Annotated in this window: 17 protein-coding genes; 12 read left to right on the top strand and 5 right to left on the bottom strand. The window is 64.3% G+C overall.

Translation table 11 applies throughout. From position 1 onward, the window contains the following. Window positions 1-58 precede the first annotated feature (58 nt). From dut to E1809_RS02800, 4 genes are all read left to right on the top strand, one after another. A complete protein-coding gene (gene dut, locus E1809_RS02815; RefSeq protein WP_133202694.1) occupies window positions 59-571 on the top strand; it encodes a dUTP diphosphatase in 513 nt (170 codons plus the stop codon). A gap of 109 nt (window positions 572-680) precedes the next feature. Then, a complete protein-coding gene (locus E1809_RS02810; RefSeq protein WP_133202693.1) occupies window positions 681-1,424 on the top strand; it encodes a DUF3710 domain-containing protein in 744 nt (247 codons plus the stop codon). After that, window positions 1,417-1,770, top strand: a complete 354-nt coding sequence (locus E1809_RS02805; RefSeq protein WP_235835403.1) for a single stranded DNA-binding domain-containing protein — start codon at window positions 1,417-1,419, stop codon at window positions 1,768-1,770. The genes E1809_RS02810 and E1809_RS02805 overlap by 8 nt, the downstream gene beginning before the upstream one ends. Then, window positions 1,767-2,546, top strand: coding sequence for a DUF3159 domain-containing protein (locus tag E1809_RS02800; RefSeq protein ID WP_133202692.1), 780 nt, complete (start codon window positions 1,767-1,769; stop codon window positions 2,544-2,546). The genes E1809_RS02805 and E1809_RS02800 overlap by 4 nt, the downstream gene beginning before the upstream one ends. On the opposite strand, the gene E1809_RS02795 is transcribed toward E1809_RS02800, so the two are convergent. Together E1809_RS02795 and E1809_RS02790 are read right to left on the bottom strand one after the other, a co-directional pair. Beyond that, window positions 2,519-3,247, bottom strand: a complete 729-nt coding sequence (locus tag E1809_RS02795; RefSeq protein WP_133202691.1) for a potassium channel family protein — start codon at window positions 3,245-3,247, stop codon at window positions 2,519-2,521. The two genes, E1809_RS02800 and E1809_RS02795, sit on opposite strands and share 28 nt — an antisense overlap. Continuing rightward, entirely contained in the window at window positions 3,244-3,918 is a 675-nt protein-coding gene (locus tag E1809_RS02790) for a potassium channel family protein (RefSeq protein ID WP_133202690.1), read from the bottom strand. Before E1809_RS02790 ends, E1809_RS02795 begins: the two co-directional genes overlap by 4 nt. Window positions 3,919-4,027: 109 nt before the next feature. Between E1809_RS02790 and E1809_RS02785 the strand changes: the two genes are divergently transcribed. The 8 genes from E1809_RS02785 to E1809_RS02750 all read left to right on the top strand — a co-directional run bounded on the left by E1809_RS02785 (window position 4,028) and on the right by E1809_RS02750 (window position 15,390). Continuing rightward, on the top strand, window positions 4,028-6,004 hold the full coding sequence (locus E1809_RS02785; protein WP_133202689.1) for an APC family permease: 1,977 nt from the start codon (window positions 4,028-4,030) through the stop codon (window positions 6,002-6,004). Further along, on the top strand, window positions 6,001-7,389 hold the full coding sequence (locus E1809_RS02780; protein ID WP_133202688.1) for a class I SAM-dependent RNA methyltransferase: 1,389 nt from the start codon (window positions 6,001-6,003) through the stop codon (window positions 7,387-7,389). Before E1809_RS02785 ends, E1809_RS02780 begins: the two co-directional genes overlap by 4 nt. Window positions 7,390-7,531: 142 nt before the next feature. Next, the gene (locus E1809_RS02775) at window positions 7,532-10,345 is read left to right on the top strand and encodes an aconitate hydratase (RefSeq protein ID WP_133202687.1); all 2,814 of its coding nucleotides are present in this window, start codon (window positions 7,532-7,534) and stop codon (window positions 10,343-10,345) included. A 148-nt stretch (window positions 10,346-10,493) separates the two neighbouring features. Continuing rightward, on the top strand, window positions 10,494-12,467 hold the full coding sequence (gene dxs / locus E1809_RS02770) for a 1-deoxy-D-xylulose-5-phosphate synthase (RefSeq protein ID WP_133202686.1): 1,974 nt from the start codon (window positions 10,494-10,496) through the stop codon (window positions 12,465-12,467). Between the two features lie 32 nt (window positions 12,468-12,499). Next, complete coding sequence (locus E1809_RS02765) at window positions 12,500-13,060, top strand: hypothetical protein (RefSeq protein WP_133202685.1); 561 nt, start codon at window positions 12,500-12,502, stop codon at window positions 13,058-13,060. A gap of 30 nt (window positions 13,061-13,090) precedes the next feature. Further along, a complete protein-coding gene (locus E1809_RS02760) occupies window positions 13,091-13,306 on the top strand; it encodes a helix-hairpin-helix domain-containing protein (protein WP_133202684.1) in 216 nt (71 codons plus the stop codon). A gap of 39 nt (window positions 13,307-13,345) precedes the next feature. Next, window positions 13,346-14,323, top strand: a complete 978-nt coding sequence (locus tag E1809_RS02755) for an aldo/keto reductase (protein WP_133202683.1) — start codon at window positions 13,346-13,348, stop codon at window positions 14,321-14,323. Beyond that, the gene (locus E1809_RS02750) at window positions 14,320-15,390 is read left to right on the top strand and encodes a nucleoside hydrolase (RefSeq protein WP_235835402.1); all 1,071 of its coding nucleotides are present in this window, start codon (window positions 14,320-14,322) and stop codon (window positions 15,388-15,390) included. The genes E1809_RS02755 and E1809_RS02750 overlap by 4 nt, the downstream gene beginning before the upstream one ends. Before the next feature lie 42 nt (window positions 15,391-15,432). On the opposite strand, the gene E1809_RS02745 is transcribed toward E1809_RS02750, so the two are convergent. From E1809_RS02745 to E1809_RS02735, 3 genes are all read right to left on the bottom strand, one after another. Continuing rightward, a complete protein-coding gene (locus E1809_RS02745) occupies window positions 15,433-17,583 on the bottom strand; it encodes a 3-hydroxyacyl-CoA dehydrogenase NAD-binding domain-containing protein (protein ID WP_133202682.1) in 2,151 nt (716 codons plus the stop codon). After that, window positions 17,580-18,824, bottom strand: coding sequence for a thiolase family protein (locus tag E1809_RS02740; protein ID WP_133202681.1), 1,245 nt, complete (start codon window positions 18,822-18,824; stop codon window positions 17,580-17,582). Before E1809_RS02740 ends, E1809_RS02745 begins: the two co-directional genes overlap by 4 nt. A gap of 138 nt (window positions 18,825-18,962) precedes the next feature. Next, a complete protein-coding gene (locus tag E1809_RS02735; RefSeq protein ID WP_133202680.1) occupies window positions 18,963-20,291 on the bottom strand; it encodes an HRDC domain-containing protein in 1,329 nt (442 codons plus the stop codon). Between the last annotated feature and the right edge of the window lie 43 nt (window positions 20,292-20,334).

The following is a 20,334-nucleotide window of genomic DNA, read 5'->3' as shown; positions in this document are numbered from 1 at the left end:
GCTTCCCCGCACAGGCGGGAATCCGGACAGCAATCAGCGGACGATAGAATAAGGGACTGTGAGTCACGAGACAGCAGTAGCAAGCCCAGCAGCCCCCGCCGTCGAGTACGGCGCCCCGACCCTTCAGGTCCAACTGAAAATGCTCGACGCCGGACTGGAAGTTCCGTCGTACGCGCACCCGGGCGACGCTGGAGCGGACCTCCGAGCACGAGAGGACGTCACGCTGGCTCCCGGGGAACGGAAGCTTGTCCCGACCGGTGTCTCGATCGCGTTGCCCAACGGATTTGTGGCCTTGATCCATCCGCGTTCGGGACTGGCCACCAAGCACGGACTCACGGTAGTCAACGCCCCCGGGACGGTGGATGCAGGCTATCGAGGTGAAATCTCCGTGACGCTTTTGAACACGGACCAAAACCACGCCATCGAGCTCAAGCGCGGCGATAGAATTGCACAAATGGTGATCCAGCGTGTCGAATATGCGCTGTTCGTCGCCGTGGAGGAACTTTCCGACACGGCGCGCGGCACCGGCGGCTTTGGATCCACAGGCGGCTTCGCGCCGCCCGCGAGTTAACCACGCCCTCGGCAATCGACCCGCAAGGAGCAGGTTGCCATGCTGCCCGCGCGTTACGGGGCGGCCTGCGGTTTACTGGGGGATGGACCACTACTAAGGAGACAAACCGATGCTTTTTGGGCGCGGAAAGAAGTCCAAGGCCAAGCAGCCCGAAGACAACGGTGCCGGAGATAACGGTACTAAGCAGGCGGCCGAAACGGTTGAAAGCGGAGCTACCAAGGGCGATTTCCGCCTGTCGAAGGGACCGCTGGATGCGAGTGAAATCGACAGCCACGACGGCTACGTGGATCTCGGCTCCCTGCTGATCGAACCTTCAGAGGGCCTTCAATTGCGCCTTGAGGTAGAGGAAGCAACCCAACGGGTTGTCGCGGTCACCATGGATCTCGACGGCTCAAGCCTCCAGCTCCAGGCGTTCGCGGCCCCCCGTTCGGAGGGCCTTTGGGACGAGATCCGAGAGCAGATCGGCCAGTCCGTCGCGAGCCAAGGCGGCGAGGTGGAAGAAGTCCCCGGCGCCTTCGGCACGGAACTCGTTGCCAAGCTTCCCACTGAAGCAGCCGACGGCGGCAGGGGCTTCCGGGCCGCCAGGTTCATGGGAGTGGACGGGCCCCGCTGGTTCCTTCGCGGCGTGATCGGTGGCCCGGCAGCCTTGGAGAAGGACGCCGCGCAAAACCTCGAAAGCCTCTTCCGCAAAGTGGTGGTCATCCGCGGTGAGAACCCGATGCCGCCGCGCGAACTCCTCCAGTTGAGGTTGCCGAAGGATGCTGCCGGCCCCGGACAGCACGGCGTCCCGGACGAAGCCCCTGAGGAATTGCGGCGGCCTGAGCGCGGCCCGGAGATCACCCAGATTGGCTGACAAAGCGGCGCGCCCCTTGGCTGGGCAGGGCGGCTCGGTGCCCCGGCCATTGACAGACCTTCCGGCGCGGGGGAGGGTCGCCTGCATCGGCTTCATCGATTCGGTGACGTACGAGCCCGCCAGCGAGCAAGCCCACTTCTCGGCGATCGTCGTCGACCGGGTAGTGCACAGCGGCGAGGGCGGCCCTTTGGCGCGATTGCGGGTCATCTGGCTCGGCCGCCGCAAAGTACCCGGAATCGAACCGGGGACGATACTTCGCCTTGAGGGAATGGTCACCGTCAGGGACGGAATGCCCACCATGTTCAACCCGCGCTATGAAATCCTCTCCAGGCAGGAGCATCAATGACCGTCTCCAACGGACCCGGTCCGCACGAACAACCTGCGCAGGAGCAGCCTGGTCCGGACGAAACGCGCGCGGCAACACCAAGCATTGCCGATCTCGCCGCGGGCTACGCGGAGAAGGCGGGCCTTCAGCGGAATGCCCACGGCCACGTCGATATCCTCAAGTCCGCGGGCGGTGTCCAAGGCATTGCCGAGAGCATCGTGCCGGGACTCGTGTTCCTGGTCGCCTTCATGGTGACGCGCGATCTTCCGGCATCGCTGGTCGCAGCGCTTGTGGGAGCGGCCATCTTCACGGTGGTGAGGCTGGTCCAACGCCGTCCGTTGACCCAGGCTCTTGCCGGGATTGCCGGCGTCGCCATTTCGGCGTGGCTCGCCAACACCACGGGGAAGGCGGAAGACTTCTACGTCCTCGGCTTCTACACGAACGTTGCCTACATCGTGGCGATGGTGGTGTCCATTGCCGTCAAGTGGCCGATTGCCGGCCTGCTGTTCGGCTTTGTACGGAACGAGGGTTTCGACTGGCGCAAGGATCCCGAACGACTCAGGGCTTACAGCATCGGTACCTGGGTGGTCATCGCGGTCCTGGCGTTGCGGCTCGTTGTCCAGGTGCCGCTGTACTTCATGGGTGACGCGGGCCTGGCTGCGCTAGCCACCATGCGGCTGATCATGGGCGCCCCGTTGTACATCCTTGGCCTCTGGATTGCCTGGCTTCTGACCCGGCCAGCGCCGGGCCAGAAGCGGAACCGGGCGGTTCAGCCGTCGAATCCGTCGTCGGACTGATCCGCGTATTCTCCTTCGACCTCAACTGAGCCGTGGTCGGCGGCCGACGGCGCCAGGAGGGCCCTGAGGCTGTCTTCCGCCACGATGGTGGTAACGAAGAACAATTCGTCGCCGCCGTCGATCACGTCGTCGCGGCTGGGCGTGATGGGAGCGTGGTCGCGCAAGATGGCCACGAGCGCAGAGTCGTCGGGCCATTCGATGTCTCCCACGGTGCTGCCGATGATGTGGGAGTCGTGCGGGACAGTGAATTCCACGAGCGAGGAGACGCCGGTCTGCAAGGTCAGTAGGCGGACGAGGTCGCCGATTTCCACGGCTTCCTCCACCAAGGCCGTCATGAGCTGTGGCGTGTTGACTGCGACGTCGACGCCCCAGGAATCGTTGAACATCCAGTCGTTCTTGGGGTTGTTCACGCGGCCCACCGTCCGGCCGACGCCGAACTCGGTCTTTGCGAGCAAGGAGACCACGAGGTTGACTTTGTCGTCACCGCTTGCGGAAACAACGACGTCGGCTTCGTCCAGTTTCGCTTCCTGCAGCGTGCTCAATTCACAGGCGTCGCCGACGAGCCAGCGGGCGCCGCGGAGGCCGCTGCGTCCGATGACCTCGGGCTTGAGGTCGATCAGCATGATTTCGTGGCCGTTGGCGAGCAGTTCCCGCGCGATCGATGAACCGACGCTGCCTGCTCCGACGATGACGACTTTCACTCAGACTCCTTGGCGGGTGCTCCGGCGAGGATGCGGGCCACCTCGTCGCTGCGGTCCAGATTCAACATGGCGTGGACGGTATCGCCTTCCTGGTACGAGGTTCCGGGCTGCGGCAGGACGCCTTCACCGAAACGCGTGAGGAATGCGATCCGGATTCCGGAAGCGGCTTCGATGGCTGCCAGGGACCTGCCGATCCAGCCGTCGTTCAGGTCCACTTCGGAAAGGACCAGTCGGCCCGAGGGCTCACGGTAGTCTCCGGCCAAGTGTTGTTCAGGAAGGATGCGCCGTAGTACCTGGTCCGCGCTCCAGCGGACCGCGGCGACCGTGGGGATGCCAAGGCGCTGGTAGATTTCGGCACGGCCGGGATCGTAGATCCGGGCAACCACGTGCGAAACGTGGAACGTTTCGCGGGCAACGCGCGTTGCGAGGATGTTCGAGTTGTCACCGCTGGAGACCGCGGCGAAAGCGTACGCTTCCTCGCAGCCGGCCTGCTTCAAGGTGTCGCGGTCAAAGCCGACGCCGGTCACCTTCCTGCCGGTGAATCCGCTGCGCAGGCGACGGAAGGCACGATCGTCCTGGTCGATGATTGCCACGGAATGTCCCGCGTCTTCCAAGGTGTGCGCCAATGTTGCGCCCACGCGTCCGCAACCCATGATCACAAAGTGAGCCACGGTCTCTCCTTACACTGTTTATGCATGCCGCTCGGTAAGACTCTACCGGGGGAAGTCGTTGAAGGCAGTCCGCCATGACATCGCGTTCGATTCAGAGTAGCTTTGCGGAGTGCTGACAATTCTCAACGCTGTGAAGCGTGTGTTGGTGGGGCGGCCGTTCCGTAATGACCGGTTGTCCCATACGCTGCTTCCGAAACGCATTGCGCTGCCGATTTTCGCCTCAGACGCCTTGTCGTCGGTGGCATACGCCCCGGACGAAATCCTCTTGACGCTGGCTTTGGCCGGCGTCAGCGCGGTGTCCATCTCACCGCTGGTGGGCCTCGCCGTGATGGTGGTTCTCCTCACAGTCGTTGCATCCTACCGCCAGAACGTCCACGCGTATCCTTCGGGTGGCGGAGACTACGAGATCGCGAACGTCAACCTTGGGAAGTTCGCGGGCCTGACCGTCGCCGCGGCGCTGCTTGTGGACTACGTCCTCACCGTGGCTGTGTCGATGTCTTCCGCGGCCGCCTACCTGACAACGGCCATTCCGGCGCTCCACGGGGAACAAGCGGCCATCGCAACAGTCGGCGTCATCATCCTCGCGCTTGTGAACCTGCGCGGCATCAAGGAAGCCGGCAATGTCTTCGCCGTTCCTACCTATATCTTCATGGTTTCCATCCTGGGCATGACGCTTGTGGGCATCTTCCAGGCCGTCACGGGCAACCTCGGCCAGGCTCCTTCGGCGGCCTTCACCATCGTTCCGCAAGAGGGCTTCGACCAGGGACTTGTCGGTTTGGCGGGAGGGTTCCTGCTGCTTCGGGCGTTTTCTTCGGGCGCGGCCGCCTTGACGGGTGTCGAGGCCATTAGCAATGGCGTGCCCAACTTCAAGAAGCCCAAGAGCAAGAATGCGGCCACAACCTTGCTGCTGCTGGGCGCCATCGCGTCAGCCATGCTCGCCGGCATCATCTACCTCGCCAATGCCACGAAGGTCCACATCGTGATGGACCCGGCAAAGGAATTCCTCCTTAATGGGCAGCCCGTGCCCGAGGACTACATCCAGAACCCCGTCATCAGCCAGATCGCGCAGACCATCTTCGGAGCGGGTTCCATCCCGTTCTATATTGTGGTGGCCGCTACGGGCGTAATCCTCGTTTTCGCCTCCAACACGGCGTTCAACGGTTTCCCTGTGCTCGGCTCGATCCTGGCGCAGGACGGGTACTTGCCGCGCCAGTTGCGCACCCGCGGCGACCGGCTCGCGTTCAGCAACGGTGTCCTGGCACTCGCCGCCGGGGCCCTTGTCCTGATCATTTCCTTCAACGCCGATGTGACCAAGCTGATCCAGCTGTACATCGTGGGCGTCTTCATTTCCTTCACCATGAGCCAGTTGGGCATGGTCCGGCACTGGGGCCGCGAACTCAAGCTTGCCCGGGACAAAGCTGTCCGCCGCAGGATCCTGAAGTCGCGCACCATCAACGGTCTCGGCTTCGGAATGACTGCGCTCGTGCTGACGATCGTGCTGATCACCAAGTTCGAGCAAGGTGCCTGGATCGCGCTCCTGGCCATGTTCGTGCTGTTCCTCATCATGTGGAGCATCCGGGCCCATTACGACAATGTGGCCAAGGAACTCGCAGTGGACGAGGACTCCTCGCCGAGGGCGTTGCCCACCCGGGTCCATGCGGTTCTCCTGGTCTCCCATGTCCGCAAGCCGGTGCTTCGCGCGCTGGCCTACGCGCGGGCGTCGCGGCCTTCCCGGCTCGATGCCATCATCGTGGACATCGACCACGAAGAAACGGCCCACACGGTCGAGTCGTGGGACAAACTGGACATTCCCGTTCCGTTGACGGTCCTCGCCAGCCCATACCGGGAAACTGTCACGCCCATCCTGGACTACGTCAAGAACATGAAGAGCGAGTCCCCGCGGGATTTGATCGTTGTCTACATCCCTGAATATGTCGTGGGCAAGTGGTGGGAACAGCTCGTCCACAACCAGACCGCGCTGCGCATCAAGGCCCGGCTCCACTTCGAGCCCGGCGTCATGGTGGCGAGCGTCCCTTGGCAATTGAAATCCTCCGAAGAAGCAAAGGCACTGCAGGACACCCAATGACCCACCCGAGCAACACGGAATCCAGCCTGCCCGATTCCCAGGCCTCCACCGAACTCGTGGTTGATGTCGGCCCGATCGCCCATGGTGGCCACTTCGTCGCCAGGCACGAGGGCCGGGTGATCTTTGTTCGCCATGCCATTCCGGGGGAGAAGGTCAGGATCCGGCTCACGGATTCCGGCGAGGCGTCGCGTTTCTGGCGTGCCGACGTCGTCGAGGTCCTCGAAGCGTCGCCTGACCGGACGCACCACTTCTGGAGCCTCGCCGATTCCATCGCGGCCTGGCGCAAGGGCGGTCCGCCCGTCGGCGGTGCCGAGCTGGGCCACGTGACGCTGCAACGGCAGCGGCAACTCAAATCAGAGGTCCTCGCCGAACAGCTGAAGCGGCTTGCCGGCGTCGAACTCCACGTCGAGGTTGAAGCCGCCCGCGGCGGCGATCCAGTGCCCGACGACGGCGATCGCCTTGGCGAGTCAGGCCTCGGGTGGCGGACGCGCGCCAGCTTCGCGGTCACCCCCGAAGGCCGGTTGGGGATGCACGCCCACCGTTCCGACGTCCTCATTCCGGTGCACGACATGCCGCTAGCGCTCCCCGCGATCAATGAGCTCCGGTTGTGGGACGTCGACCTGCGGGGGATTTCGAGGGTGGAGGTTGCCGCGCCCTCGAACGGGTCGCGCCCGCTTATCCTGCTCGCGCCGGAGCCGGGAACCGATGCCAAACGGCTCAACTGGATTCTGGCGCAGCTTCCGCATGACTCGTCAGTGGCCAGTTTCGATCCCGTGCGTGGCGAGGTGCTGCAGTTGCGGGGCCGCACCTGGGTCCAGGAATCGGCTGCGGGCCACGAGTACAGGGTTACCGGGGAAGGTTTCTGGCAGATCCACAAGGATGCTCCGGAGGCGTTGGTCGGTGCCGTGACCGGTTTCCTGCACGGTGGCGGGTACCTCGGTCCGGGATCGACAGTGGCGGATCTCTACGCCGGTGCCGGACTGTTTACTGCGCCGCTGGCGGATGCCGTGGGTGTTACCGGCTCGGTCTTGTCGGTGGAAGGCTCGCCCGGCACGAGCCGCGATGCCCGCAAGAACCTGCACGGCGAACCCCACGTGGAAATTGTCCAGGGCAAGGTGGAGCGGGTCCTTCGCCAACGTCCGCGCACCTTCGATTCCCTGGTGATCGACCCGCCGCGGGCCGGGGCCGGCAAAGCGGTTGTCAGCCAGCTCATTGACTCCGGTCCGCGTGCCATCGCGTATGTGTCGTGCGATCCCGCGTCCTTCGCACGTGATTTGGGCTACTTCCGCAACGGCGGCTGGCGGCTCGAATCGCTGCGGGCCTTCGACTTGTACCCGCATACGCATCATCTGGAGACCGTTGCGTTGCTGGTGCCTGCGGCATAGCCCACATACGATGGTGATGAAGTTCCCATGTCGCGTTCCAGTTCTCCACCGACCGGCGGCATTTGCTTAGCTTAGGTATACCTAACTAGCTAGCGGTCACCCGCGCGACAAAGATGAAAGCTGTTGCGAGAGGAGTCCTGCCATGAGCACTGTGGACAGCTTCGGTTCCAAAGGCGTACTGAATGTAGCCGGCACCGATTATGAAATTTTCCGGTTGAACTCCGTTGAAGGCGCAGACAGCCTTCCGTTCAGCCTTAAAGTATTGCTTGAAAACCTCCTGCGGACTGAAGATGGCGCCAATATCACGGCAGACCACGTCCGCGCACTGGCCGGCTGGGACCCGGACGCCCAGCCCGATACGGAGATCCAGTTCACTCCGGCCCGCGTGATCATGCAGGACTTCACCGGCGTTCCCTGCGTTGTTGACCTCGCCACGATGCGCGAAGCCATCAAGGACCTTGGCGGCGACCCTAAGCGCGTCAACCCGTTGGCTCCCGCCGAGATGGTCATCGACCACTCCGTGCAGATCGACGTCTTCGGCAACTCCGGTGCGCTGGAGCGCAACATGGAGATCGAATACCAGCGCAACGGCGAGCGTTACCAGTTCCTCCGCTGGGGCCAGACCGCATTTGACGACTTCAAGGTTGTCCCCCCGGGAACGGGAATTGTCCACCAGGTCAACATCGAATACCTGGCACGCACCATCATGACCCGCGAGGTTGACGGCGTCCTTCGCGCCTACCCGGACACCTGCGTCGGCACCGACTCCCACACCACCATGGTCAACGGCCTGGGTGTCCTCGGTTGGGGCGTTGGCGGCATCGAAGCCGAGGCTGCGATGCTTGGCCAGCCCGTGTCCATGCTGATTCCCCGCGTTGTCGGCTTCAAGCTTTCCGGTTCCATTCCGGCAGGCGCCACCGCCACCGACGTCGTCCTCACCATCACCGAGCAGCTGCGCCAGCACGGCGTGGTCGGCAAGTTCGTGGAATTCTACGGCGAAGGCGTCGCAGCCGTGCCTCTGGCAAACCGCGCGACCATCGGTAACATGAGCCCCGAATTCGGTTCCACTGCCGCCATGTTCCCGATTGACGATGTCACCCTCGAGTACCTGCGCCTGACCGGCCGCTCCGAGCAGAACGTCGCGCTCGTCGAGGCCTACGCAAAGGAACAGGGCCTGTGGCACGATGCTTCGCGCGAGATCAAGTTCTCCGAATACCTTGAGCTTGACCTGTCCACTGTTGTGCCGTCCATTTCCGGCCCGAAGCGTCCGCAGGACCGCATCATCCTGTCCGAGGCCAAGGCCCAGTTCCGCGACGACCTGCGCAACTACGTGAAGGAAGACCTGGCCGACGGCAGCCTGGACGAAGCGATCGACGAGAGCTTCCCGGCCTCCGATTCGCCGTCGTTCACCGCCACCGCGACCCACTTGGCCGACACCGCCCCGCACGCCCACGGGCCGAAGACCAACGGCCGTCCGTCGAACAAGGTCAGCGTCACCACGGCTGATGGCCGCGAGTTCGAGCTCGACCACGGTGCCGTGTCCATCGCATCGATCACCTCGTGCACGAACACGTCCAACCCCTCGGTCATGCTGGCCGCCGCGCTGCTCGCCCGCAACGCCGTAGACAAGGGCCTCACCTCGAAGCCTTGGGTCAAGACCTCGGTGGCTCCCGGTTCCAAGGTGGTGACTGACTACTACGAAAAGTCCGGCCTGACTCCGTACCTGGAGAAGCTCGGTTTCTACATCGTTGGTTACGGTTGCGCCACCTGCATCGGCAACTCCGGTCCGCTCGACGCCGAAATCTCCGAGGCCATCCAGGCCAACGACCTCTCGGTCACCGCGGTCCTCTCCGGAAACCGTAACTTCGAAGGCCGCATCAACCCGGACGTCAAGATGAACTACCTGGCTTCCCCGCCGTTGGTCATCGCCTACGCCCTCGCCGGGACCATGGACTTCGACTTCGACGCGGATGCCCTGGGCCAGGACCAGGACGGCAACGACGTCTTCTTGAAGGACATCTGGCCGAACCCGGTGGAAGTCCAGAAGGTCATCGATTCCTCGATCGACAAGGAAATGTTCGCCCGCGGCTACGAAGGCGTCTTCGACGGCGACGACCGCTGGAAAGCACTCGACACCCCGGCCGGCGATACCTTCGCTTGGGATGACAAGTCCACGTACGTCCGGAAGCCCCCGTACTTCGAAGGCATGAAGGCGCAGCCGGAGCCGGTATCGGACATCACGGGTGCCCGTGTCCTCTTGAAGCTGGGCGACTCCGTCACCACCGACCACATCTCCCCGGCCGGTTCCTTCAAGTCGGACACCCCGGCCGGTCAGTACCTCCTGGCCAACGGCGTGGAGCGCAAGGACTTCAACTCCTATGGCTCGCGCCGTGGCAACCACGAGGTCATGATCCGCGGTACCTTCGCGAACATCCGCATCAAGAACCAGCTGCTCGACGGCGTGGAGGGCGGCTTTACCCGCGACTTCACCCAGGCTGACGGACCCCAGGCGTACGTCTACGACGCCGCGCAGAACTACCAGGCTGCCGGTACTCCGCTCGTTGTCCTCGCGGGCAAGGAGTACGGTTCCGGTTCGTCCCGTGACTGGGCCGCCAAGGGCACCGCGCTTCTTGGCGTGAAGGCCGTCGTCGCCGAGAGCTACGAGCGCATCCACCGCTCCAACCTCATCGGAATGGGCGTCCTGCCGCTGCAGTTCCCGGCCGGCGAGTCTGCCGCGTCCCTCGGCCTGGCTGGCACCGAGACCTTCTCGGTGGAGGGTGTCACCGAGCTGAACAACGGCAACACCCCGCGGACCCTCAAGGTCACGGCAACCGCAGAAGACGGTACCGCCAAGTCCTTCGATGCCGTCCTGCGCATCGACACCCCGGGCGAAGCGGACTACTACCGCAACGGCGGTATCCTGCAGTACGTCCTGCGCCAGATCTCCTCGAAGTAGGGTTCACTAGCGTAGTTTTGCCTGTGACAAGGCGATAGCCACAGCCCCGGCTGGTCTTTGACCGGCCGGGGCTGTAGTTTTGTCCGCGGCTTAGTGCGGCCAAGGCGCTAAAGTTGTATAGCACGTCAACAACCCTAAGGAGGGGCCGTTGGGACTTTTGGAGACAATCCGGAATCCGCAGGACCTGGGCAAACTCACCAACGAACAGTTGGAGCGGCTTGCCGGCGAGATCAGGACTTTCCTCATCACCAACGTCGCTCAAACGGGTGGACACTTGGGCCCGAACCTCGGCGTGGTGGAACTCACCATGGCCATCCACAAGGTTTTCGATTCCCCCCGGGACAGCATTGTTTTTGACACCGGACACCAGTCCTACGTCCACAAGCTGCTGACCGGACGCCAGGACTTCAGCACGCTGCGGCAACAGGGCGGCTTGTCCGGGTACCCGGATCGCGCCGAATCAGAGCATGACATCGTGGAAAGCTCCCACGCCTCGTCATCCCTGTCATGGGCGGACGGTATTTCCCGGGCAAGGCAACTGAAGGGCGAAAACGATCGCTGCGTCGTCGCCGTCGTGGGTGACGGGGCGTTGACGGGCGGTATGGCATGGGAGGCCATCAACAACATCGCGGCGGACAAGCGCCGGCGCGTAGTCATCGTCGTCAACGACAACGGCCGCTCGTATGCGCCCACTGTCGGTGGCCTGGCTGACTACCTCGCGTCGCTGCGGCCCACCATCGACTCCTTCCGTGCGACGCCCGCCTATGAGGTGGTGCTCGACTGGTGGAAGAAGAGGCTGCAGAACGGCGGACCGATCGGCCAGTTCACCTATAAGAGCTTGCATGCCATGAAGAAAGGCATCAAGGACTGGTGGGCGCCGCAAGGGATGTTCGAAGACCTTGGGATGAAGTACATCGGCCCGGTCGACGGCCATAACCTCAAGGCGCTTGAGCATGCCTTGTCCACGGCCCGGAACTATGGCGGCCCGGTGATCGTGCATGCCATGACCGAGAAGGGCCACGGCTACGCACCGGCCCTCGCAAACGAGGCGGACCAGTTCCATGCTGTGGGCGTCATCGATCCGGAGACCGGCGAGCCCACGCAAATTGGCGGCGCACGCTCGTGGACGTCGGTTTTCGCGGAAGAGATTGCCGATATCGCCGACGAACGCGAAGACATCGTGGGCATCACCGGGGCCATGCTGATTCCCGTGGGACTCCACAAGTTCGCGGAACGGCACCCCAAGCGTGTCATCGACGTCGGAATCGCCGAACAACACGCCCTCACTTCAGCAGCGGGCATGGCGTTTGGCGGTCTGCACCCTGTGGTCGCTATCTATGCGACCTTCCTCAACCGGGCGCTCGACCAGCTCCTCATGGATGTTGCCCTCCACAAAGCAGGCGTGACGGTTGTCCTGGACCGCGCCGGCGTCACCGGACCGGACGGCGCCAGCCACCATGGCATGTGGGACATGGCGATGGTCCAGATCGTTCCCGGGCTGCATCTCGCCGCTCCACGCGACGCAAGCCGCTTGCGCGAAGAGCTTCGCGAAGCCGTCGCCATTTCCGATGCTCCCAGCGTTGTCCGCTTCTCGAAGGGCAGCGTCGGAGACGAGGTTGAGGCGATCGAGCGCTTGTCCGACGGCGTCGATGTCCTGGCGCGTCGTCCGGCCGGATCCACGGAGAACGACGTCCTCATCGTCAGTGTCGGCGCGATGTCCGAGCTCGCCTTGGATGTTGCGGCCCGCCTCGGTTCGCAAGGCATCAGCTCCACGGTGGTGGATCCGCGCTGGGTCCTGCCCGTGCGCAAGTCGATCATCGCCCTCGCGGCGCGGCACCGCTTGGTTGTCTGCATCGAAGACGGCGTTCGTGCAGGAGGCGTCGGTTCCCGGATCCGCCAGGAGATGCGCGCGGCCGGCGTCGATACCGCCCTCAACGAGGTGGGACTTCCGGTCGAGTTCCTCGACCACGGAACCAGGAACGAAGTCCTTGAGCGCGTTGGGCTCACGGCGCAGCAAGTAGCGCACGACGTCGTCGCCCAGGTTTTGGGCACGAAGGTACCGTTTGCGCGTCCCCTCCCGGGACAGGAGCACCCGAGCACGGGCAGCCTCCCCAAGCTATGAGCCAGGACGCGAACGTCCAGGAAGGGAACCCGATGAGCGGGATTATCCGCACTTACAAGCGCGACGAGGATGCAGTCCTGCACTTCCGCGAGGCGTGGTATGACGACGAGTTCAATCAGTTCGTCGTCAACCACGGGGTCGTGGGGCACCAGAGCCGCACCGAAGAAGCCGACGTCGAGGACGGGGACTCGGTGGAAAGCCTCATGGCTGCATTCGCGGCCCAGTGCGAAGAAGACGGATACGAAGAGATTCCCGAGGCCGAGCAGTTCTGGGTCGTCGCCCAGATCGCGCTGAAGACCAAAGACGGCACCGAGCGCGACCGCTACCTCGAACGGAAAGCGAAGGCTGCGTTGACTAGTGAACTCGCGTGGCGGGGCCTTGGAGTGGTGGACCGTTCGGAAATCGCCGATTCGAAGCTCAACATCTTCTGCCTCTGCCCCGATGTAAACAAGGCGGTGAACGCCATCAAGGTCTGCATCCGTGGTGAGGACCTGGATTTCACCAAATTAAGCATTGCGGCTTCCCCGCATGGCGCCCCTGGTGAATTCAAAGTCAAGCATTCGCCGAAAACGGGCGCCGGCTTTACTCTCTAAGGACCACCCCAGTTCCTGGAAGGGACAACCATGGCGCCCAAGAGCAATTGGCCCGGCCACACTCCACTTCCGAAGGGCTTGTCCGCTCCCGCCCGTCGTGCGCTTGCCCATGAAGGCTTGGAAACCCTTGAGCAGCTTGCCGAGTTCGGCGAGCAGCGGGTAGCGGCCCTGCATGGCATGGGCCCGAAAGTCATGGCCCAATTGCTGGAAGCGATGGAGGAAGCCGGAATTGCCTTCACCTCATGAGCGGCGGGGCGGTTCCGGCCGGCGTTGTAGGGTGAATTCATGACTGAATATCGCCGCCTTGGACATTCCGGATTGACCGTCTCCGTCGTTGGCTTGGGGTGCAACAACCTCGGCCGCGCCAACACGGCAACAGAATCGCAGGAAGGCACGAACGCGGTAGTGCACGCGGCGCTGGACGCCGGCGTGACGCTTTTCGATGTCGCCGATGTCTATGGCCGCGAACCTGGCTTGAGCGAGGCCATGCTTGGGAAGGCGTTGAAGGGCCGCCGGGACGACGCCATCGTGGCGACAAAATTCGGTATGGACATGCGCGGAGCCAACGGGAACGATTTCGGTGCCCGCGGATCCCGCCGCTACATCATCCAGGCGGTCGAGGCATCGCTGCGGCGCCTCGGGACCGAGTGGATCGACCTCTACCAGTACCACACGCCGGATCCCTTCACGCCGGTGGAAGAGACTCTGGCCGCCCTTGATGAACTCGTGTCCAGCGGGAAGGTCCGGTACATCGGCCATTCGAACCGGGCCGGGTGGCAAATCGCGGAAGCGGAGTACGTGGCGCGCATCCAGGGCGGGCCACGGTTCATTTCGACGCAGAACCATTACAACCTCCTGGATCGCCGCGCGGAGCTTGAGGTACTGCCGGCAGCCCAGGCGTTCGGCCTCGGCGTCCTGCCGTACTTCCCCCTGGCCAACGGACTGCTCACGGGCAAGTACTCGCCCGGCAATGCTCCAGCGGGCTCGCGCTTGAGCCACACGCGCACCAACATGGTGGACGACGCCGACTGGGTTCAGTTGGGCCGTTTCAGCCAGTTCGCGAAGGACCGGGGTTTGAGCGAACTGCAGTTGGCGTTTTCCTGGTTGGCGGCACAGCCCGCGGTGGCCAGTGTGATCGCCGGAGCGACCCGACCGGAACAAATCCAAGAGAACGCGGATGCCGTGCGTTGGGTGCCGACGGCGGAAGAACGCGCCGAACTGGACGATATCTTCCCGGCATCGCCCAAGGTCGCCTTGTTTTGAGCGAAGAGCGGGCGACGGCGGCAGACGGGCAAGCGGAAACGGTCAGCCTGCTGGTGGATTGCGATACCGGCATCGACGACGCCCTCGCGCTGGCTTATTTGTGCAGCCTGCCGAACGTCGACCTGGTTGCGGTCAGCAGTACACCGGGGAACGTGGATGCTGAACAAGTGGCGCGCAATAACCTCGCGCTCCTTGAGCTGTGCGGCCGGCCCGGGGTCCCTGTGGCCATCGGTACCCGGGCGCCCCTGCGGATCCCCTTGGTGACGACGCCGGAAACCCACGGTCCGTTTGGTATCGGCTACGCCGAGTTGCCGGAACCGCACGGACAGATCCAGGCCGTCGACGCCGTCGAACTCTGGATTGAAGCGGCACGGTCGCGGCCGGGGGAGTTGACCGCGCTCCTGACGGCGCCGCTCACCAACTTCGCCCTCGCCCTGCGCGCTGAACCGAGGCTGCCGGAACTGTTGCGCGGCGTCGTGATCATGGGCGGCAGCTACTTCTACCAGGGCAACACCACGCCCACCGCAGAGTGGAACACGCACGTCGACCCGGACGCTGCAGCCGAGGTGTTTGCTGCGTTTTCGGGTCTTCCGGAAGAGCGCCTGCCGGTCGTGTGCGCCTTGGAGAGCACCGAGAGGATCGAGCTGCGGCCGGAACAAGTGGCGGCTTTGGCTGCGCGGGCCGGCTGCGAAGAACCGGAACTCTTGGCGCCGGAGCAAACCGAGGGGCGGCGCAGTACGGCTTCCAACGAGCTCGTCAGGCACCTCAGCGACATGCTCCGGTTCTATTTCGAGTTCCATCGGCGCAACGGGCAAGGCTACGCGGCACATGTCCACGACTACTTCGCCGCGTCGGTCGCCGTCGGCACCGCGACGTACCGGACGCGTACCGCGACGGTGCACGTGGAGACCGCGTCGCCTAGGCTTATCGGTACCACCGTCGCCGATTTCCGCGGACTCTGGGGTGAGCCGCCCAATGCCCGCATAGTCGTGGAAAACCACCCGGCGGAGGCCTTCGACGAGCTGGTCCGATCGGTGGGCGGCCTTGGCCGTCGGCTGGATGCCTAAGGTCAAGGCCGCCGCGTTCCGGACGGTAGCTACTGAGGGCGGCTAAGCAGGAACAGGGCGGGAGGCAACACCCGGTGCGTGGAACCGCTTGCCGTTGATCCTTTCCGAAGCGCCAACCCGGTCCAGGTAAGGGGTGATCCCGCCGAGGAACATCGGCCACCCTGCACCGAGGATGACGCAAAGATCGATATCCTCCGGACCGGCCACCACGCCTTCGGACAACATAAGCCCGATTTCCTGGGCCAAAGCGTCCTGGGTACGGCGCAGGACGTCCTCTGCCGTGGAGGGCGTGGTGCCGAAGGACATGAGGGACAGCGTTTCGGCAGGGATGACGGGCACCCCGTCCGGACCAGGGACCCAGAGTGTCTTCACACCGTTGTCGATGAGTTTCTTCAGGTTCCCGGATACGGGGAACCGATCCCCGAAACCGGCGTGGAGGGACTCCTGGACATGCTGGGCCACGGGCAGCCCCACCATCGCACTCAGCGTGAACGGGCTCATGGGCAGGCCCATCGGGCGCAACGCCGAATCCGCGACGTCGGGCGGGGTCCCTTCATCGAAGGCCGCGATCACTTCGCCCATAAGCCGCAGCAGGATGCGGTTGACCACGAACGCGGGGGCGTCCTTGACCAGGACAGCTGTCTTCTTGAGTGCCTTGGCGAGTTCAAAAGCTGTGGCCAGCACGGCGTCGTCCGTTTGCGGAGCACGCACCACTTCCAGCAGCGGCATGACCGCGACGGGGTTGAAGAAGTGGAAGCCGAGCAACCGCTCTGGATGACGGAGTCCGTCGGCCATCGCGGTGACCGAAAGCGACGAGGTGTTGGTGGCGAGGATGCATTCGGGGGAGACGATGGCTTCCACCTCGGCGAAGACCTGCTTCTTGACCGCGAGTTCTTCGAAGACAGCCTCGATGACGAAATCGGCGTCGGCGAACGCCTGCTTGGAAACAGAACCGGTGACGAGGGCCTTGGCCCGGTTGGCTGCATCCGCGCTGATGCGCTTCTTGCTGAGCAATTTGTCCACTTCGGCACGGACGTAGCCGACGCCCTTGTCCACTCGTTCCTGGTCGATGTCCATCATGACCACAGGGACTTGGAGCCGGCGCGCAAACAGCAAGGCGAGCTGGCTCGCCATGAGGCCCGCCCCGACGACGCCGACCTTCGTGACCGGGCGTGCGAGGTTCCGGTCCGGTGCGCCGGCGGGGCGCTTGGAACGCCTCTGCACGAGGTCCAGGAACGCATAGACCGTGGACCGGAATTCATCGCTTTGCATGAGCACGGCGAGCGTTTCGCATTCCAGTGCCGCGGATTCCGCGCTGTTCATCGTGCGGTTGGCCTCGAGGATGTCCAGGACCTTCCCCGGCGCCGGCGAAGCGTTCGACGTTTTGGCCTCGACGAACGCCCGGCCCTCTGCCACGGCTTGTGCCCACCGCCCCGCGACGGCGGGATCCGAGGGATCCACGGCATTTTTCCGTTCCGGGGCGGTCTCTCCGGCGATTACCTTCGCGGCCCAGGCGATGGATTGCTCGAGAAAGTCCGCGGGCTCGAACATGGCGTCGGCGATTCCAAGATGGAAAGCCTCGGGCCCGCTCAAGGTGCGGTTGTTGCTTAGCGGGTTCTCGATCATGACCTTGACCGCGTTCTCGGGTCCGATGAGCCTCGGAAGAATGTACACGCCGCCCCAGCCTGGCACGAGGCCGAGGAATGCCTCCGGCAATCCGAGGGCTCCGGCGCCGCTGGACACGGTGCGGTAGGTGGATTGCAGTGCGATCTCAAGCCCGCCGCCCAGGGCGAGGCCGTTGATGAAGGCGAAGCTGGGAACGCCCAGCCCGGCGAGCGTCCCATAGACATCGTGGCCAAGTTGCGCCATCCGTAGTCCGTCCTCGCGCTCTTCGAGCCTTTTGACTGCGGACAGATCGGCTCCGGCCACCAGGAAATAGGGCTTGCCCGTCACGCCGACGCCGACGATCTCACCGCGCGTGGCGCGTTCCTTGAGGCCCTCGAGAAGGGTCCCGAGCTCGACGAGGGTGTTTGGTCCCAGCGTGGTGGGCTTTGTGTGGTCCAGGCCGTTATCCAGCGTGATCAAGGCGAACGTGCCTCCACCTCCGGGCAGTTCGATGTGCTGCAGGTAAGAGTGCGTCACGGTCTCGTCAGGGAACAGTCGGGCCAGTTTTTGGAAGTCGGCGGCGCTCATGCTGTGGCTCCTGTGGTTTCGACGGCGGCGTAGTGCGGGTTCTCCCAGATGACCGTGGCGCCCATGCCCAGGCCGACGCACATGGTGGTGATTCCGTAACGCACCGAGGGGTCCTCCTCGAATTGGCGGGCGAGTTGGTTCATGAGCCGGACGCCGGACGACGCGAGGGGGTGCCCGACGGCGATCGCGCCACCGTAGCGGTTCACGCGGGGATCGTCGTCGGCTATTCCGAAGTGGTCCAGGAAGCTTAAGACCTGGACCGCGAACGCCTCGTTGATTTCGATCAGGCCAATGTCCTCGATACCCAGCCCCGCGTTCTTGAGGGCCTTTTCAGTGGCCGGGACCGGTCCGATGCCCATGGCTTCGGGTTCGACGCCGGCGAAGGCATAGGACACCAAACGCATTTTCACGGACAGCCCCAGTTCTTCTGCCGCTTCGGCGGAAGCCAGGAGGGCCGCCGTCGCGCCGTCATTCAAGCCTGCGGAGTTGCCCGCGGTGACGCGGCCATGGGGGCGGAACGGCGTGCGCAACTCCGCGAGGTCGGCCACAGTGGTTCCAGGCCGGGGAGGTTCATCCACAGTGTTGAGGGTCCAGCCCTGGCCGGGCTTCATTGTTGCGACGGGAACCAGGTCTTGCTGGATCCGGCCGTTCCCGTATGCTGCGGCCAGTTTCCCTTGGGAGGCTGCCGCGTAAGCGTCTGAGCGTTGCTTTGTGATGGCCGGGAAGCGGTCATGCAGGTTCTCGGCCGTATTGCCCATGTTCAAGGCAGCGGGGTCCACTATGCGTTCGGACATGAATCGCGGGTTGGGGTCGGCTCCTGCGCCCATGGGGTGGTTTCCCATGTGTTCGACGCCGCCGGCAATGACGACGTCGTACGCGCCGAAGGCGATGCCGCTCGCCGTCGTGGTGACTGCAGTCATGGCCCCGGCACACATGCGGTCGATCGCGAAGCCGGGGACGCTGCGGGGGAGACCCGCGAGAAGGGCTGCGGTGCGTCCGATGGTGAGTCCTTGGTCGCCCGTCTGGGTTGTGGCAGCTATGGCGACTTCGTCGATGCGTTCGGCGGGCAGGGCTGGGTTGCGGCGCAGGAGGTCGCGGATGCACTTGACCACGAGGTCATCGGCCCGGGTGCCTGCGTAGATACCTTTGTCTCCCGCTTTGCCGAACGGAGTCCGGACGCCGTCAACGAAGACGACGTCGCGAACAGTCCGCGGTGGCGCGCTGTTCCGGTTGTGGCTCATGGGCGTGGCTCCTCGTCAGGACAGGGTGACGGCATGCCAATACGGGCAGCCGTTTGTCATGGACGCCATGTTACTCGTGGGTAACTTATGCTGCAAGGATGCGGAGCGTACGGACACGGAGCGCACGAGGCCCGGAAGTCAGCCTTTCGTCGCCTGGCTTCTGGACTCCTTGGGCGGCAGCGGTTGCGGATTCAGCGTTGCCTCGGTGATGATCGGCGCCGTGATGGCGATCTGCCATTCGCGCGCACCCAGCGCGCGCAGTTCCTCGGCCACGGATTCGACCGTGACGTCCAACGGCGGACGCCACAACACACGCCGAAGGTAGTCCGGGGTCAGGAGGTTCTCCACTGGAAGCCTGAGCTCGTCCGCGGCCGCCTGGAGCCGCGGACGCGCCGTTGCCAGGCGGGCTGCGGCGTCGGCATCGCGGTCCGCCCAGACGCGGGGCGGCGGGGGAGCGTTCGTGGCGAGGTGGAGCGGAGGGAGGTCATCGAGGGTTCGGGCAGTTGCGATGCAGCGCAACCAACGCGGCGCTTCCCGCTGGGCTGCCCGCCCGTGAAAGCCCTTCGTGGCGAGGAGCTGCGGAACAGTGGCCGGCATGGCCTTCGCTGCCGCAACCAACGCGGAATCGGGAATGAGCCTGCTTGGTGCGACGTCCCGCTTGCGCGCGAGCTGGTCGCGCTCGAACCATAGTTCCCGCACGGCAGCCAATTGGCGACGATCACGGATCTGGTGCAGGCCGGAGGTCTTCCGCCACGGATCCACCCGTGGTGCAGGGAGTCCGGCTGCGAGGATTCCGGCGAACTCTTGCTCAGCGAACTCAAGCTTTCCGTCCTCTTCCAGGAGTTCGATGAGTTCCTCGCGCAGTTCGGCGAGGACTTCGACGTCGAGGGCCGCGTAGCGTAGCCAGGGTTCGGGAAGGGGGCGCGTCGACCAGTCCGCCGCCGAGTGTTCCTTGGCCAGGCCAAAGCCCAAGAGCTGTTCGATGACGGCCGCGAGCCCGACCCGTGGCAGGCCGGCCAAACGCGCGGCGAGTTCCGTGTCGAAGAGCTTGTCGGGCCACATCCCCAGCTCGGCCAGGCATGGGAGGTCCTGCGTGGCGGCGTGCAGGATCCATTCGACGCCGTCAAGGGCGTCGTTGATGATGTGCAGGTCGTCGAACGGTTCGGGATCGATCAGCCAGGTTCCTGCGCCGTCGCGCCGGATCTGCACCAGAAAGGCGCGTTGGCCGTACCGGAATCCGGAGGCGCGTTCGGCGTCGACCCCGGCGGGGCCGCTGCCGGCGGCGATGGCGGCAGCGCACCGTTCTAGTCCGGGCAAGGTGTCGATCACGAGGGGTACGCCCTCGCGTGGCACATCCAAGTCGATGACCTCGGGAATCCGGCCTTCAAAGCCGTCCACGATGATGTGCGGTGCGGGATCAGCAGCCGGGTCGCCGGCCGTGGTTGGTTCCAGGTTTTCAGGGGTCATGGTGCCTTCAGTTTACCGACTCTGGTACCGGCCGGTCCGTGCG

The sequence above is a fragment of the Arthrobacter terricola genome (assembly GCF_004354015.1).
Classification (GTDB): domain Bacteria; phylum Actinomycetota; class Actinomycetes; order Actinomycetales; family Micrococcaceae; genus Arthrobacter; species Arthrobacter terricola.
The sequence above is the reverse complement of the archived record's forward strand: the minus strand, read 5'-3'. Positions and strand labels throughout refer to the sequence as shown.